The organism is Amycolatopsis sp. NPDC006131, from assembly GCF_040614175.1.
In the GTDB taxonomy this organism is placed as follows: Bacteria; Actinomycetota; Actinomycetes; order Mycobacteriales; family Pseudonocardiaceae; genus Amycolatopsis_E; species Amycolatopsis_E tucumanensis.
Window position 1 is genome coordinate 1 of record NZ_JBEXTX010000055.1, and the last position, 14,663, is coordinate 14,663.

General features: G+C 72.9%; 14 protein-coding genes. 10 read left to right on the plus strand and 4 right to left on the minus strand.

What is annotated here, in order from left to right:
* Positions 1 to 91: 91 nt before the first annotated feature.
* Positions 92 to 1,081 (minus strand): hypothetical protein, encoded by a 990-nt coding sequence (locus ABZ215_RS25540; RefSeq protein WP_354952201.1) that lies wholly within the window; start codon positions 1,079 to 1,081, stop codon positions 92 to 94.
* Positions 1,082 to 1,277: 196 nt separating this feature from the next.
* Between ABZ215_RS25540 and ABZ215_RS25545 the strand changes: the two genes are divergently transcribed.
* The 6 genes from ABZ215_RS25545 to ABZ215_RS25570 are packed head-to-tail and all read left to right on the plus strand — an operon-like array spanning position 1,278 to position 8,638.
* Entirely contained in the window at positions 1,278 to 2,279 is a 1,002-nt protein-coding gene (locus tag ABZ215_RS25545) for a LacI family DNA-binding transcriptional regulator (RefSeq protein WP_354952264.1), read from the plus strand.
* Positions 2,272 to 3,894 carry an FAD-dependent oxidoreductase gene (locus ABZ215_RS25550; protein WP_354952203.1) on the plus strand — a complete coding sequence of 541 codons (1,623 nt, stop codon included), beginning with the start codon at positions 2,272 to 2,274 and terminating at the stop codon, positions 3,892 to 3,894. Before ABZ215_RS25545 ends, ABZ215_RS25550 begins: the two co-directional genes overlap by 8 nt.
* A 25-nt stretch (positions 3,895 to 3,919) precedes the next feature.
* Entirely contained in the window at positions 3,920 to 6,058 is a 2,139-nt protein-coding gene (locus ABZ215_RS25555) for a hydantoinase/oxoprolinase family protein (protein WP_354952205.1), read from the plus strand.
* A complete protein-coding gene (locus ABZ215_RS25560) occupies positions 6,055 to 6,612 on the plus strand; it encodes a hypothetical protein (RefSeq protein ID WP_354952207.1) in 558 nt (185 codons plus the stop codon). Before ABZ215_RS25555 ends, ABZ215_RS25560 begins: the two co-directional genes overlap by 4 nt.
* 2 nt (positions 6,613 to 6,614) lie before the next feature.
* Positions 6,615 to 7,892, plus strand: a complete 1,278-nt coding sequence (locus tag ABZ215_RS25565) for a transporter (protein WP_354952209.1) — start codon at positions 6,615 to 6,617, stop codon at positions 7,890 to 7,892.
* Complete coding sequence (locus ABZ215_RS25570; RefSeq protein WP_237335070.1) at positions 7,889 to 8,638, plus strand: alpha/beta fold hydrolase; 750 nt, start codon at positions 7,889 to 7,891, stop codon at positions 8,636 to 8,638. The genes ABZ215_RS25565 and ABZ215_RS25570 overlap by 4 nt, the downstream gene beginning before the upstream one ends.
* Here ABZ215_RS25570 and ABZ215_RS25575 read toward each other — a convergent pair.
* A complete protein-coding gene (locus ABZ215_RS25575; protein WP_354952211.1) occupies positions 8,620 to 9,015 on the minus strand; it encodes a DUF5313 family protein in 396 nt (131 codons plus the stop codon). The genes ABZ215_RS25570 and ABZ215_RS25575 overlap by 19 nt on opposite strands.
* Before the next feature lie 71 nt (positions 9,016 to 9,086).
* Here ABZ215_RS25575 and ABZ215_RS25580 point away from each other — a divergent pair, with 71 nt between their 5' ends.
* Positions 9,087 to 9,560 (plus strand): MarR family transcriptional regulator, encoded by a 474-nt coding sequence (locus ABZ215_RS25580; RefSeq protein WP_017982263.1) that lies wholly within the window; start codon positions 9,087 to 9,089, stop codon positions 9,558 to 9,560.
* A 152-nt stretch (positions 9,561 to 9,712) separates the two neighbouring features.
* Entirely contained in the window at positions 9,713 to 10,465 is a 753-nt protein-coding gene (locus ABZ215_RS25585; protein WP_354952213.1) for an alpha/beta hydrolase, read from the plus strand.
* A gap of 46 nt (positions 10,466 to 10,511) precedes the next feature.
* Here the strand turns inward: ABZ215_RS25585 and ABZ215_RS25590 are convergent, their stop codons facing one another.
* The gene (locus tag ABZ215_RS25590) at positions 10,512 to 10,967 is read right to left on the minus strand and encodes a DNA starvation/stationary phase protection protein (protein ID WP_354952215.1); all 456 of its coding nucleotides are present in this window, start codon (positions 10,965 to 10,967) and stop codon (positions 10,512 to 10,514) included.
* 22 nt (positions 10,968 to 10,989) lie between these two features.
* Positions 10,990 to 11,952 (minus strand): alpha/beta hydrolase, encoded by a 963-nt coding sequence (locus ABZ215_RS25595; protein WP_237335066.1) that lies wholly within the window; start codon positions 11,950 to 11,952, stop codon positions 10,990 to 10,992.
* Between the two features lie 160 nt (positions 11,953 to 12,112).
* Here ABZ215_RS25595 and ABZ215_RS25600 point away from each other — a divergent pair, with 160 nt between their 5' ends.
* Both ABZ215_RS25600 and ABZ215_RS25605 read left to right on the plus strand, forming a co-directional pair.
* Entirely contained in the window at positions 12,113 to 12,571 is a 459-nt protein-coding gene (locus ABZ215_RS25600; protein ID WP_020423244.1) for a MarR family transcriptional regulator, read from the plus strand.
* Between the two features lie 89 nt (positions 12,572 to 12,660).
* Positions 12,661 to 14,313, plus strand: a complete 1,653-nt coding sequence (locus ABZ215_RS25605) for an amidohydrolase (RefSeq protein WP_354952217.1) — start codon at positions 12,661 to 12,663, stop codon at positions 14,311 to 14,313.
* The last annotated feature ends 350 nt before the right edge of the window (positions 14,314 to 14,663 follow it).

Consider the following 14,663-nt stretch of genomic DNA (forward strand, 5'->3'; position numbering starts at 1 on the left):
ATCAACGCCCACTGCTCATCCGAGAGCATCTGAAACCGCGACACGACCAGCAGCATCCCAGCCACCAACCGCGATCTTTGTCAGACACGCCCTAGACCGCTCGCGCGATCGCGATCGAGCCCTCCAAACGGGCGCCCGCCTCGTAGAACATGTACTCCACGCCGTTTTCGGTGCCGAACGACGCCGATGCGCACCGGCCGTTGTCGGGGGCTCCGGGCAGCGGCGCGTGGAACACGCCGAGGTGCCGTCGCAGGCTGAAGTCGTTGCCCACCTCGGTGATCAGCATCGACCCGCCGGCCTCGATGTTGCAGTGGTACACCACGTAGGTGCTGCCGTTGCGCTTCAGAACCGACGGCCCGCTGATGTCGCGCGCGCCGACCTCCTCCGGGCGGATCAGCGGCTCCTGCGCGAACTCCCAGTTCCGCCCGTCGGCCGACCAGCCCCAGCCGATCGTGCGCCGGTTCGTCTGGTTGTTGATCATGAAGACCATCACGTACTTCGCGCCCAGCGCGGGCAGGCTGTGCTCGAACACCCGCGCGTAGGACGTCTCGCTGGTGCCGGCGGGCAGCATCGACGCCGACAGCACGACCTTGTCATAGGTGAAGGTGATGCCGTCGCTCGACCGCGCCAGACGGGTCGTGGTGTTCTCGCCGTGGAAGTACAGCCACATCTCCTGCGTCGGCGCGTGCCACATCACGTGCGGCGACGAGACGTGGCTGACCGAGTAGTGCGGCGCCCACACATTGGACACGATCGGGTTGGCCGGGTACTCGGTGAACGGCCCCTCCAGCGAATCCGCGTACGCCAGGCAGATCCCGCCGGGCGCGTCGTGCGGCGCGTAGTACAAGTAGTAGCGGCCCAGCGCGTTGCGCACCCGGCCGACCGTGCCGCGGATGCACGGGAAGATCAGCTCGCCGGTCGGGTTGTACTTCAGCGCGCTCTTGTCGAACGCGGTGCGCAGGAACCGGTAGTCGGGGAAGCCCGCGGGCGCGGCCTGCGCGGGCAGGGCGGGGACGGCGAAGGCCGCCAGGCCCAGCCCGGCGGCGACCTTGAGCGTGGCCCGGCGGGAGAGCTCGGTCATTCGGTGACTCCCTTTCGTCGGCGTTGACGACACGGGACTGTCCGTGACCCATTCGAGTGGCGTCAAGGTGCTAATACGTATTAGTCCCTTCCTTGTCCGGTTTTGGACAAGATCCTTGACACCGCTTTGCTCGTGCCAGAGCCTCAGCTAATCCGCATTAGCAACAGCAGGAGGTCCCGTGCCATCCAGGCGTGACATGCCCCGGCAGGCCGACATCGCCCGCATCGCCGGCGTCTCGCAGGCCACGGTGTCGGTCGTGCTCGGCGGCCGGTCCGGGGTGCGGATGGCCGAGTCGACGCGCCGCCGGGTGCTCGAAGTGGCCGAGAACCTGGGCTACGTGCCGCACCCGGTCGCGACCCGGCTGGCGTCAGCGCGCTCGAACATGCTCGGCCTCTACACCTTCCGCGCCACGTTCCCGATGGAGGTGGCCGACTCCTATTACCCGATCCTGGTCGGGGTGGAAGAGGAGGCGGCCGCGCTCGGCCAGGACCTGATCCTGTTCACCGGGCTGAGCGGCGCCGAGGCGTCCGGGGAGGCCGCGATCCGGCGCACCCGCGTCGCCGACGGCTGCCTGTTCTTCGGGCGGCACGTGCCCGAGGAGCCGATCGCGAAGCTGGTCGACTCCGGGTTCCCGCTCGTCTACATCGGACGGCGCGAGGAACTCGGCGGCCGCATCCCCTACGTGGGCGCGGATTACGTCGCAGCCTCGGCCGAGGTCGCCACACGGCTGGCCGGGCTGGGGCACCGGAACCTGCTGTACGTGCGGGAAGCCGACGAGGCGCCTTCCTCGGCCGACCGCGAACGCGGCCTCCGCCAGGCGGCGCCGGACGCGCGGATCGTCCGCCTCGACGGGCCCACCCTGACCACCGGCACCGTCCGCGGCTGGCTCGCCGACGGCGTGACGGCGATCGTCGTGGAGGAAACCGACACCGGCGCCGCCTACACCGCCGTGCGCCAGGCACTCGACGCCGCCGGACTGTCCACACCGGACGACCTTTCGCTGGCGGTGCTCGGCCGCCCGCCGGGGGACGACCCGGTCAGCGGCTTCGACATCCCGCGCCGCGAGATGGGCCGGCGCGCCGTGCGCCTGCTCGTCGACCTGATCACCGAAACCGAGACCACGCCGCAGCAGCTGCTGCGGTGCCCGCCCGTGGCCGGCACGACCGCCGGCCCCGCACCGGAGAGGGACCATGCCTGAACTCGACACCGAAATCCTCGTCGTCGGCGGCGGACTCGGCGGCGTCGCCGCCGCGCTGGCCGCGGCGGGCGGCGGGCACCGGGTCGTGCTCACCGAGGAGACCGACTGGCTCGGCGGACAGCTCACCGCGCAAGCCGTGCCGCCGGACGAGAACCCGTGGATCGAGCGGTTCGGCTCGACCGCGACCTACCGCCGCCTGCGCGAGGGCATCCGCGACTACTACCGGCGCCACTACCCGCTGCGGGCGGAGGCCGCGCGCCTGACCGACCTCAACCCCGGCGCCGGCCGGGTCAGCAAGCTGTGCCACGAGCCGCGGGTCGCGCTGGCGGTGCTGGAGGCCATGCTCGCCCCGCACCGCGCGGCCGGGCGCGTCACCGTCCTGCTCGAACAACGCCCGGTGGCGGCCGAGACGACCGGCGACCGGGTGGACGCGGTCACGCTGGAGGGCCGGGACGGCACCCGCACCACCGTCCGCGCCGGGTACGTCCTGGACGCCACCGAGAACGGCGACCTGCTGCCGATGACCGGCACCGAGTTCGCCGTCGGCGCCGAGTCGCGCGACGAGCACGGCGAGCCGCACGCCCCCGAGCACGCCGACCCGGCCAACCTGCAGGGCATCACCTACTGCTTCGCGCTGTCGCACCACGCCGGGCAGGACCACGTGATCGACCGGCCGGAGATGTACGACTTCTGGCGCTCCTACGCCCCGGAGTTCTGGCCCGGCCCGCTGCTCGGGTTCCTCGCGCCGGACCCGCGCACGCTGGAGCCGGTCGAGCGCACCTTCGTGCCCAACCCGGACGGCGACCCGCTCGCGATCACCGCCGACCAGAGCGCCGACGCCGGTGACAAGGAGCTGTGGGGCTTCCGCCGGATCCTGGCCCGCGGCCTGCACGACGCGGGCGCGTTCGACTCCGACATCACCCTGGTCAACTGGCCGCTCAACGACTACTGGCTGCGGCCCGCGCTGGAGATCGACGGCCACACCGGCCCGGACGACGTCGCCCGCGCCCACCACGAGGCCAAGCAGCTGTCGTTGTCGGTGCTGTACTGGCTGCAGACCGAGGCGCCACGCGCGGACGGCGGCACCGGCTTCCCCGGGCTGAAGCTGCGGCACGACGTGACCGGCACCGCGGACGGCCTCGCGAAGTCCGCCTACGTGCGGGAATCGCGGCGGATCAAGGCGGTCACCACCGTCACCGAGCAGGACGTCTCGCTGGACGTCCTCGGCCCGCACGGGCGCAAGCGGCACGCCGACTCGGTCGGCATCGGCAGCTACCGCATCGACCTGCACCCCTCGACCTCCGGCGACAACTACGTCGACGTCGCCAGCGTGCCGTTCGAGATCCCGCTCGGGGCGCTGCTGCCGCGGCGGGTGCGCAACCTGGTGCCGGCCGCGAAGAACATCGGCACGACGCACATCACCAACGGCTGCTACCGGCTGCACCCGGTGGAGTGGAACGTCGGCGAGGTCGCCGGGCACCTGGCCGGGTTCGCGCTGCGCCGCGGCGTGGAACCGCACCAGGTCCGCGACGACGAGAAGCTGTTCGACGAGTTCGCCCGGCTGCTCGACCAGTCCGGCGTGGAACGCCACTGGCCCGAGGTCCGCGGCTACTGACCCCTCACACCAAGGAGGTGTGGCAATGACGCAACATCCCCGCCGGGCTGGTGTCCGGATCGGCATCGACGTCGGTGGCACGTTCACCGACGCCGTCGCCGTCGACGCGCGCTCGTTCGAACTTCTCGCCCAGGTCAAGGTTTCCACCAGCCACGACCACGCCGACGGAGTCGCCGCCGGGATCCTCGAGGCGCTGGAGAAACTGCAAGCCAGTGCCGGAATCGGGGCCGGGGACGTGTCGTTCCTGGCGCACGGCACCACGCAGGCCACCAACGCGCTGCTCGAAGGCGACGTGGCGACCGTGGGCATCGCCGGGATCGGCTCCGGCTTCGACGGCTTCGCCACGAAACGCCTGCGGGCGCTGGGCAGGCTGGAGCTCGCGCCGGGCCGCAAACTGCCCGTCCGGTTCGCCGCCGTGCGGGATCCGGGCGATCCGGTCGCGGTGAAGGAGGCGATCGCGAGCCTGCGTGCGGACGGCGCCGAGGTGGTCGTGGCGGTCGAACCGTTCAGTGTGGACGATCCCGATGGTGAGCGGCTGGTGATGGCGGCCGTGCACGAGCAGGGCCTGCCCGGCACCTCCACCCACGAGATCACCGGGCTGTACGGGCTAGCCAAGCGCGCCCGCACCGCGGTGCTCAACGCGGGCATCATGCCGCGCATGATCACCACCGCCGACCTGGTCGAGCGCAGCGTCACCCGCGCCGGCATCACGGCGCCGCTGATGGTGATGCGTGGCGACGGCGGCGTGATGTCGCTGCCCGAGATGCGCCGCCGTCCGCTGCTGACCGCGTTGTCCGGGCCGGCCGCCGGTGTCGCGGGCGCGCTGATGGGGGAGAAGCTGTCCGAGGGGATCTTCCTGGAGACCGGCGGCACCTCCACCGACATCAGCGTGGTGCGCCGCGGCCGGGTTCAGGTCGGGCACGCGCACCTCGGCGGCCGGGAGACCTACCTGCCCGCGCTCGACGTGCGCACGGTCGGCATCGGCGGCGGCTCGCTGGTCCGGTTCTCCGGCCGGGCGGTCACCGACGTCGGGCCGCGCAGCGCGCACATCGCCGGCCTGTCCTACGCCTGCTTCGCGCCGGCCTCCGCCCTGGCGGGCGCCAAGCTGGTCACCATCGCGCCGCGCCCGGACGACCCGGCCGACTACGTCGCCCTGGAGTCCCCGTCGGGCGCCCGCTACGCGCTGACCCTGACGTGCGCGGCCAACGCCCTCGGCGCGGTCCCGTCCGGGGCCTACTCCCGCAGCGACGCCGAGTCCGCCCGGCTCGCGCTGCTGCCGCTCGCCCAGGCGCTCGGCGCCTCCGTCGAGGAGGCCGCCCGCGCCGTGCTGCGGCAGGCGGTCAAACCGGTCCGGGCCGTGGTCGACGAGCTGGTGCGTGCCTACCGCCTGGAGCACATCACGCTCGTCGGCGGGGGCGGGGGAGCGGCCGCGGTGACGCCGTTCCTCGGGCAGGACACCGGCCACGACTGGAAGCTCGCCGCGCACAGCGAGGTGATCAGCCCGCTCGGCGCGGCGCTGGCGCTGGTGCGCGAGTCGGTCGAGCGGATCGTGCCCAGCCCGTCCAACGCCGACATCCTCGCCACCCGCGCCGCGGCCGAGGCGGCGGTGATCGAGCAGGGCGCGGACCCGGCCGGGGTCGAGGTGGACGTGACGGTCGACCCGCGGCGCAACCTGATCCGTGCGGTCGCCACCGGCGCCACCGAGCTGCGCACGAAGGACCGGGCGGCCACTGTGGACGAAGCCGCGGTGCGGGCCGAAGTGGCCCGCAGCATGGGCGTCCCGGCCGCCGAGGTCACCGAACTCGCGGCCACGCCCCAGCACCGGGTGTGGGGCGCACGGGCGCGCCGCCGGTTCCGCCGTCCGGTGCAGCACGTCCGTGTCGTCGACGGCGAGGGCGTGATCCGCCTGCACAGCGCGGGCGCGCTGGTGGAGAGCACGACGGTCGGCGAGGCGCCGGGCCGGCTCGCGACGGTGGTCGACCGGCACACCCGCTACGGCGACGGCGGGTCCCGCGCGCCCGCGGTGTGGCTGCTGGTCGGCCCGAAGATCGCCGACCTGTCCGGGGTGCTCGACCGCGACCAGCTGGTGGCCCTGATCGGCGCCGAGCTGAAGACCCGCGCGCCGGAGGAGCCGGTGGTGGCTGTCGTGGCGGACCGGCCGTGACCGGGCAGTCCGATGTGGAGCTCGCCGTCCGGCTGCTGCGCGAGACCCCCACGCACGAGAACCGGCCCGCGGAGCAGCTGGCCCGGTGGGCCGAAACGGCACTGGCCTTCGGCGACGAACTGGCCGGCCGGGACGAGCCGGACCCGCCGGTGCGCGTGACCGAAGCCGACGGCGGCCGACGCGACGGCGAAGTTCTGCTGGCCGAGTACCACGCGCGCCGCGGCGTCGTCACCGTCTACCGCGACTCGCTGGCCCTGCTGCGCCGGATCGCGGTCCGCCACGGCTGGGACGCCGACGTGCCGGCCGAGGCCCTGCGCGCCGCGGCCGTCGCGCACGAGCTGGTCCACCACCGGCTGCACCACGGCGCCGGGCGCGAACTGAACCGGCGCCTCGGGCACACCGCCATGCGGCTCGGGCGGTTCCGCGTGCCCGGCCACGTCGCCGGGGCCGACGAGCTCGTCGCGCACCGCTTCGCCCACCGCCGCAGCGGCCTGGGCAAGAGCCCGCTGCTCCTCACCGCGGCACTCGCCGCCTCCCTGCGAGCTGGAGACTGACCATGGGAATCGCGATCCTGGCCCTGATGGCCGCCGGCGTGGTCCTGATGCTCACCCGCGTGCTGCCGACCGCGTTCGCGCTCGTGCTGCTCGCGCTGGGCATCGCCGTGCTGTCCGGCGCGCCCCTGACCGGGGACAAGAACAGCATCCTCACCACCGTCCTGCAGAACGGCGCGCCCGCGCTGGCCGCGACGATGATCGCGGTGCTGCTCGGGTCCTGGCTGGGCGCGCTGATGGACGACACCGGCATCGCCGCCACGCTGGTCCGCAAGATCGTCGAGTTCGGCGGCGAGCGGCCCTCGGTGGTGGCACTCGGCGTGTTCGCCGTGGCCATTCTGTGCGGCAGCATCACCGGGTCCGCCCCGGCCGCGATGCTCGCCGGCGTGGTCGGCATCCCCGCGATGATCGCGGTCGGCGTCGCCCCGGTGGTGGCGGGCGGCACGGTGCTGATGGGCATCGCCGCGGGCTCGCCGCTGGAACTGCCGGTGTGGCAGTTCCTGTCCGACGCGCTCGGCGCGCCGGTGTCCGACGTGCGCTCGATCATGATCAAGCTGTTCCCGCTGGCCCTGGTCGCCGGCATCGCCTATGTGCTGATCGAGACCCGCCGCCGCGGCGCCCGGCACACCTGGTCGGTCAAGGCCGCCCGGCCGAGCGCGCGGGTCCGCCGCGGCGACGCGCCCTGGTACGCGCTGCTCACCCCGCTGGTGCCGATCGTGCTCGCGCTCGGGCTGAAGGTGCCGATCGTGCCGTCGCTGCTGGCGGGCGTGCTGTTCGCGCTGCTGACCACGACCCGGTGGGGCAACCTCAACGGGCAGGCGCTGCGCTCGCTCTACAAGGCGTTCGACGTGGCCGCCCCGCCGATCGTGTTGTTCATCGCGATCGGGATGCTGCTGGCCGCGGTCAAGCTGCCCGGCGCGAAGTCCGCGCTGACGCCGATCGTGTCGGCGATCAGCCCGGCGGGCGCGGTCGCGTTCGTGCTGGTGTTCACGGTGCTGGTGCCGCTGTGCCTGTTCCGCGGGCCGCTCAACGTGTTCGGCCTCGGCGCCGGGGTCGCCGGCGTGCTGGTGTCCGGCGGGATCTACCCGATGCCCGCGGTGGTCGGCCTGATGGCCTCCTACAACCAGGTGTTCAGCGTCTCCGACCCGACGAGCACGCAGACGGTGTGGAGCGCGCAGTACGCCGGGGTGCGGCCGGAGCGGGCGATGATCTCGACCCTGCCCTACACGTGGGTGGTCGCGCTGGGCGGGATGATCCTGACCGCCGTGCTGTACCTGCCGTGAAGCTGCGGACGGCCGACGGGCTGACACTGGACGCCCGTCGGCACCCCGGGGACGGCCCGGTGGTGGTGCTGGCGCACGGGATCACCGGCGACCTGACCGAGAACGGGCTGTTCGGCGCGCTGGCGGACCGGCTGACCGGGCACGGCTTCGAGGTGCTGCGGTTCTCGTTCCGCGGGCACGGCGCGAGCGCGGGCCGGCCCCGGGACATGACGATCGCGGGGGAGCGGCTGGACCTGCGGGCGGCGGTGGACTGGGCGGCCGCGCGAGGCCGCGGGGTCGCGGTGGTGGCGTCCAGCTTCGGCGCGGTGAGCACCACGCTGTCGTTGCCGGAACTGGGCGACCGGTTGTCCGGGTTGGTGCTGTGGCAGCCGGTGCTCGATCTGCGCGCGACGTTCCTGGAGCCCTCGCTGCCGCGGGGCCGCTTGCTCTACGGCGACCGGTCGTCGTTGCGGGAGAACGGTTTCCTGGACATCGAGGGCCGGTTCGAGCTGGGCGCGGAGCTGTTCGAGGAGTTCGCCCGGCTCGACCCGCGTGCGGCGTTCCTGGCGAGCACGGTGCCCGCGCTGGTGCTGCACGGCGACGCCGACGAGCACGTGCCCTACGAGGTGGCGCGGGATGCCGCGCTGGCGCGCAACCACACGAGCTGGTGCACGATTGCCGGCGCCGGGCACGGGTTCCGCGAGGCGGCCGGGGAGGTGCTCGACCGGACGGTGGACTGGCTGGTGTCCTACTGCGGCGAGCGGTAGCGCGCGATGTAGCGCTCCTTGATTTCCCGCTCGGCCTCCTCCTTGGCCTCGGCACGCACCTTGCGGGCGGTGCCGTAGGGGTAGCCGTGCTTGCGGATCCGGTTCTCGACGCTCTCCTCGGCGTAGACGAGGGAGTAGAAGAACCCGACGATCCCGGCCATGAGCACCAGGCTCAGCCGCAGGGTGAGCGGGCCGGGCAGCAGCAGCCAGACCAGCATGAGCGGCAGGAGCAGCACCGAGGCGCGCGCCGCGTGCCGCCACAGCCAGGTCTTGGCGGTGACGTCGTGCAGGACCCAGGTGCGGTGCTGCTCGGGCAGGCGGCCGCCGAGGGCGTACCACAGCCACTGGAGGGGATTGGGGCGTCGGCGCTCGGTCACGTGCCCCACAGTACCCTAAAAGTTAGTGCATTAATTATCAGTGCCCTCACGGATGGAGTAGGCTCGGCCACATGACCGCGATCGACCTGGGCGAGAACCCGCTGGCGCTGGACCGGCAGGTGTGCTTCGCCCTGTCCGTGGCCTCCCGCAGCGTCATCGGGATCTACCGGCCGCTGCTCAAGCCCTACGGCCTCACCCACCCGCAGTACCTGGTGCTGCTCGCGCTGTGGGACCGCGCGCCCCGGTCGGTGAAGGACCTGGCCGAGACCCTGCGCCAGGAGCCGGCCACGCTCTCGCCGTTGCTCAAGCGGCTGGAGGCGCTGGGCTACCTGACGCGGGAACGCAACCGGTCCGACGAGCGGGCGCTGATGGTCGACCTGACCGAGTCCGGCCGGGACCTGCGCGCGGAGGCGGAGAAGATCCCGTACCGGGTCGTGGAGACGCTCGGCATGGAGGTCGCCGAGCTGGAGCAGCTGCACGCCGCGCTCGCCCGCGTCATCGCCGCGACCGGAAATGCCGGTGCGGAGCGCGACGAGACCGGCTAACCTGCCTGCGGCTGTGACGGACCGCGAGGAGGTGAGACCCATGAACCTGGCACGCACGTGGGTGCTCCCCTCGGCGTCACGGCTGGGCGGTTGACGTAGGGATCGCCGGGAGCGCCTGTTTTCCCGCAGCACTCCCGAAAGGGCGTCAACCCATGCAATCTTTCCGGTTCACCGCGGAATCTTCCGGCGACGAGGTCGTCGAGCGCGACTTCACCGTCGGCGAGGTTCCCGGTGTGCTGTGGTCGCCCCCGTCCGCTCCCGATCACGCGCCCCTGGTGCTGGTGGGGCACGGCGGCGGCCTGCACAAGAAGACCCCGGCGCTCGCCGCGCGCGCCCGTCACGCCGTGACCACCTGGGGCTTCCACGTGGCCGCCATCGACGCGCCCGGGCACGGCGACCGCCCGCGCACCGCGGACGACGAGCGGGCCCGCGCCGCGCTCCGGCAGGCGATGGACTCCGGTGACAAGCCCGGGTTCGAGTCCGCCGGCGTCCGCTACACCGCCTCGCTGGTGGAACGCGCCGTGCCGGAATGGCAGGCCACTCTGGACGCGCTGCGCGCGCTGCCCGAGTTCGGCGACTCGCCCGTCGGCTACGGCGGCGGGATCACGCTCGGCACCGCGATCGGGGTGCCGCTGACGGCGGCCGACCCCCGGATCACCGCGGCCATCTTCGGCGGCGGGTTCTTCGCCTACGACGCGCTGATCGCGGCGGCCCGACGGATCACCGTGCCGGTCCAGTTCCTGCTGCCGTGGGACGACGAGCACGTCAGCCGCGACTCCGCGCTCGCGTTGTTCGACGCCTTCGCCTCACCGGAGAAGACGTTGCACGCCAACCCGGGCGACCACCGCACGATCCGCTGGACCGGCGTCGACGACGGGTTCCTGGCCCGGCACCTGCGTGCCTGACGCGACCGGCGCCGGCCGGGGCGAACCCGGCCGGCGCCGTCGGTGGTCAGCGTGTTTGGGCCTGGAACATCCAGTGCTGCTTCTCCAGGTCGGCGGTGATGCCGATGAGGAGGTCCTGGCTGACCGGGTCGGGCTCGCCGGTGGCCTCGATCCCGGCGCGCAGGCCGCTGATCGTGGCGGCCAGGATGCCGGTCACGGCCTCGACCACGGCCCGGTCGGCCAGCGGTCCGGCGGGCAGGCCGGGCAGCGTGGACTCGGCGGCGACGGTGCTCGCGCGACCGTCCGGCGAGACCCCGAGCGCGGCCAGTCGCTCGGCGACGCTGTCGGCGTGCTCGCGGGTGGTGGCGGCCAGCTCGTCCAGGTGCAGGTGGACGGCGCGGAAGTGCGGGCCGGTGACGTTCCAGTGCGCCTGCTTGGCCAGCAGGCCCAGGTCGATCAGATCGGTCAGCGTCCGCTGGAGTGCGGTGGCGACGGTCTTGGTGGCCACCTCGTCGAGGATCACTTCGGTCCCTTCCTTCGGGAATTCAGTCCTGCAGAGCCTTCTTCAGCACCGCGACCGCCTGGTTGATGGCGGCTTCGGCGGCGTTGGTCTCACGCAGCGCGTTGAGCATCACAAAGTCGTGGATGATGCCCTGGTAACGCACGGCGGTGACGGGGACGCCGGCCTGGCGCAACTTGTTCGCGTAGGCCTCGCCCTCGTCGCGGAGCACGTCGGCCTCGGCGGTGATCACCAGCGCCGGCGGCAGCCCGGCCAGCTCGTCCAGGCTCGCGCGCAGCGGCGAGGCGGTGATCTCGGCGCGCTGCGCCGGGTCGGTGGTGTACTGGTCCCAGAACCACTTCATGCCCTCGAGGGCGAGGAAGTAGCCGGTGGCGAACTGCCGGTAGGAGCCGGTGTCGAAGCTCGCGTCGGTGACCGGGTAGAACAGCACCTGCTGGCGGAAGGTCACGTCGCCGCGCTGCTTGGCGAGGATCGTCACGGCCGCGGTCATGTTCCCGCCCACCGAGTCGCCTGCGATCGCCAGGCGGTTCGCGTCGAGGCCGTGCTTCGCGCCCTCGGCGACGATCCACTTCGCGGTGGCGTAGCTCTGCTCGAGCGCGACCGGGTAGCGCGCCTCGGGGGAGCGGTCGTAGTCCGGGAAGACGACGGCCGCGCCGGTGCCGGCGGCGAGTTCGCGGATCAGCCGGTCGTGGGTGTGCGCGTTGCCGAACACCCAGCCCGCGCCGTGGATGTAGAGGACGACGGGCAGCGTGCCGGTGGCGCCGGCGGGGCGCACGATGCGCACCTTCACCTGGCCGGTCGGCCCGCCCTCGATGGTGAGGTCCTCGATGTCGGCCTCGGGCTTGGCGATCTCCGAGGACTGCACCTCGTCGACGGCCTTGCGGCCCTCCTCCGGCGGGAGCTGGAACAGGTACGGCGGGTTGTCCGTCGCCTCGGCGAAGGCCTGCGCGGCGGGTTCCAGGGCCAGGTTGTGCGGGTTGGCGGTCATCGCTGTCTCCCTGAGGCTTCGGGGACCGGGTCGCTCCCGGTCGGTCTATTGCATCAAACCATCTTGTGCACAACTTAATTGCCTACTATGGGATGTGTCACCCCTGGATGGCGCGCGACCGCCGGATGGGGGATGATCGAGTGCTGACCAAGGAGGAGTCATGGCCGAACCGGCCGCACCGCGGCTCGACGATCAGGTCTGCTTCGCGCTGTACGCCGCGTCCCGCGCGGTCACCTCGCTCTACCGGCCGCTGCTCGACGAGCTCGGCCTGACCTACCCGCAGTACCTGGTGATGCTGGCGCTGTGGGAGCACGGCGAGCTGTCCGTCAAGGACCTCGGGCAGGCGCTGTCGCTGGACTCGGGCACGCTGTCGCCGCTGCTCAAGAGACTGGAGAAGCTGGAGTTCGTCCGCCGGGAACGCCGCGCGGACGACGAGCGCTCGGTGTGCATCCGGCTGACGGACAAGGGCGACGGGCTGCGGTCGAAGGCCGTGCCGCTGCCGGGCGTGATCGGCGACGCGATGGGCCTGCCCGTGGACGAGCTGGAGGAGCTGCGGGCGACGCTGCGCGGGCTCACCGAGTCGGTCAACGCCTACCGCGAGTCCCGGCCGGGCGTATAACGACCTATACCGCGCGGCCTTGGTGCGTGCGGCCGGGCGGCCCGGACCCCTAGTCTGCGGGGAAGGGCCCCCGACCGAGAGGATTCCACGTGCTCGACCTGCTGGTGCGCAACGTCCGTGCGCTGACCGTGTCCGACGAGCGTCCCCGCGCGCACACCGTGGGCGTGCTGCACGGGCGGATCGTCGGCCTCGACGAGGAGGTCGAGGGCCTGGCCGCCCGCACTGTGGTCGACGGCGGCGGCGCGGTTCTCACGCCCGGTTTCGCCGACGCCCACAACCACATGGTCTGGTACGGCCTGTCGCTGGCCGAGATCGACCTGTCCGGCTGCCACACACTGGACGAGCTGTACGACACGGTCGCCGCGCGGGCCGCCGAACTGCCGTCGGACGCGTGGGTGATCGGTTCGAAGTACGACGACTTCGTGCTGGGCGGTCACCCCGACCGCGCCGCGCTGGACCGCGCCGGCGGCGGCCGCGCGGTGTGGCTCAAGCACCGGTCGGCGCACATGTGCACGGTGAGCTCCGCGATCCTCGCTCAGGCCGGCGTGCTCGACGGCTCGGCGCGCGTGCCCGAGGGCGGGGTGGTGGCCCGCGACGACGACGGCGCGCCGACCGGGCTGCTCGCCGAGCAGGCCCAGCAGCTGGTGGACGCGCTGGTCAAGCCCTACCCGGTGGAGGAGCTGGCCGCGGCGATCGAGCGCGCCGCGAAGGTCTACGTCAGCGAGGGGCTCACCGCGGTGACCGAGGCCGGGATCGGCGGCGGCTGGATCGGGCACAGCCCGGCCGAGGCGACGGCCTACCACCTGGCGCGCGAACGCGGGGCGCTGCCGCTGCGGGTGGAGCTGATGCCGGCCAGCGAGGTGCTGCACCCGCTCGGCGGCAACCCGGCCGACACCGGCACGATCGGCGTCGACCTGGGGCTGCGCAGCGGGTTCGGCGACGAGTTCCTGCGCCTGGGCCCGATGAAGATCTTCACCGATGGCGCGCTGAGCAGCCGGACCGCGGCCCTGACCGAGCCGTTCTGCTCGCACGGCGGGCTCGGCGTGCTGCAGGACGATCCGAAGGTGCTGCGGGACACCATCGTCGCCGCGCACCGCAGCGGGTGGCGGGTGGCCGCGCACGCGATCGGCGACCGTGCCATCGACCTGACGCTGGACGCGTTCGAGGAGGCGCAGCGGGTGCTGCCGCGCCCGGACGTGCGGCACCGAATCGAGCACGCCGCGATGGTGCGGCCGGACCAGCTGCCGCGGCTGGTCGCGCTCGGGGTGGTCCCGGTGCCGCAGGCCAGGTTCCTGTACGAGATCGGCGACACGATGGCCGAGGCGCTGGGCGAGGCGCGGGTGCCGTGGCTGTACCGGCAGAAGTCCTTCGTGGACGCCGGGCTGCGGGTGCCGGGCAGCTCCGACCGGCCGTGCGTCGGCGTCGGCGCGCCGCTGGCCGGCCTGCGGTCGATGATCGAGCGGACGACCAGCGCCGGGGTCGTGCTGAGCCCGGACGAGCGGGTCGGTGCGGAAGAGGCGCTGCGGGCCTACACCGCGCACCCCGCGTGGGCTTCGCACCAGGAACACGAACGCGGCCGGCTCGCCGCGGGGCTGCGGGCGGACATGGTGCTGCTCGACGACGACCCGACCGCGGTGCCGAGTGAGCGGATCAGCGAGATCGGTGTGCTGGCGACGTTTGTCGGTGGCCGTTGCGTGCACGGTGCCGAAGGGCTGCGGGCGGAGGGGCCGGTGCCGGTCTGACTCACCCCTCGAGCGCGGCGGGCAGCGGCCGGCTCGCCGCGGAGCTGCGGCGGACATGGTGCTGCTCGACGGCGACCCGAGCGCGGTGCCGAGTGAGCGGATCGGCGAGATCGGTGTGCTGGCGACGTTTGGGTTGCGGGCGGAGGGGCCGGTCCCGGTCTGAGCCACGCTTCCAGGGCGGCGAGCAGCGGCCGGCTCCCCGCGGGGCTCCGTGCGGACATGGTGCTGCTCGACGGCGACCCCGACCGCGGTGCGGAGTGAGCGGATCGGCGAGATCGGTGTGCTGGCGACGTTTGGGTTGCGGGCGGAGGGGCCGGTCCCGGTCTGAGCCACGCTTCCAGGGCGGCGAG

What these genes read in the sequence shown, in the direction of transcription:
- ABZ215_RS25540 (WP_354952201.1), bottom strand. Translation starts at nt 1,081, where the DNA reads ATGACCGAGCTCTCCCGCCGGGCCACGCTCAAGGTCGCCGCCGGGCTG.
- ABZ215_RS25545 (WP_354952264.1), top strand. Translation starts at nt 1,278, where the DNA reads ATGCCCCGGCAGGCCGACATCGCCCGCATCGCCGGCGTCTCGCAGGCC.
- ABZ215_RS25550 (WP_354952203.1), top strand. Translation starts at nt 2,272, where the DNA reads ATGCCTGAACTCGACACCGAAATCCTCGTCGTCGGCGGCGGACTCGGC.
- ABZ215_RS25555 (WP_354952205.1), top strand. Translation starts at nt 3,920, where the DNA reads ATGACGCAACATCCCCGCCGGGCTGGTGTCCGGATCGGCATCGACGTC.
- ABZ215_RS25565 (WP_354952209.1), top strand. Translation starts at nt 6,615, where the DNA reads ATGGGAATCGCGATCCTGGCCCTGATGGCCGCCGGCGTGGTCCTGATG.
- ABZ215_RS25580 (WP_017982263.1), top strand. Translation starts at nt 9,087, where the DNA reads ATGACCGCGATCGACCTGGGCGAGAACCCGCTGGCGCTGGACCGGCAG.
- ABZ215_RS25585 (WP_354952213.1), top strand. Translation starts at nt 9,713, where the DNA reads ATGCAATCTTTCCGGTTCACCGCGGAATCTTCCGGCGACGAGGTCGTC.
- ABZ215_RS25595 (WP_237335066.1), bottom strand. Translation starts at nt 11,952, where the DNA reads ATGACCGCCAACCCGCACAACCTGGCCCTGGAACCCGCCGCGCAGGCC.
- ABZ215_RS25600 (WP_020423244.1), top strand. Translation starts at nt 12,113, where the DNA reads ATGGCCGAACCGGCCGCACCGCGGCTCGACGATCAGGTCTGCTTCGCG.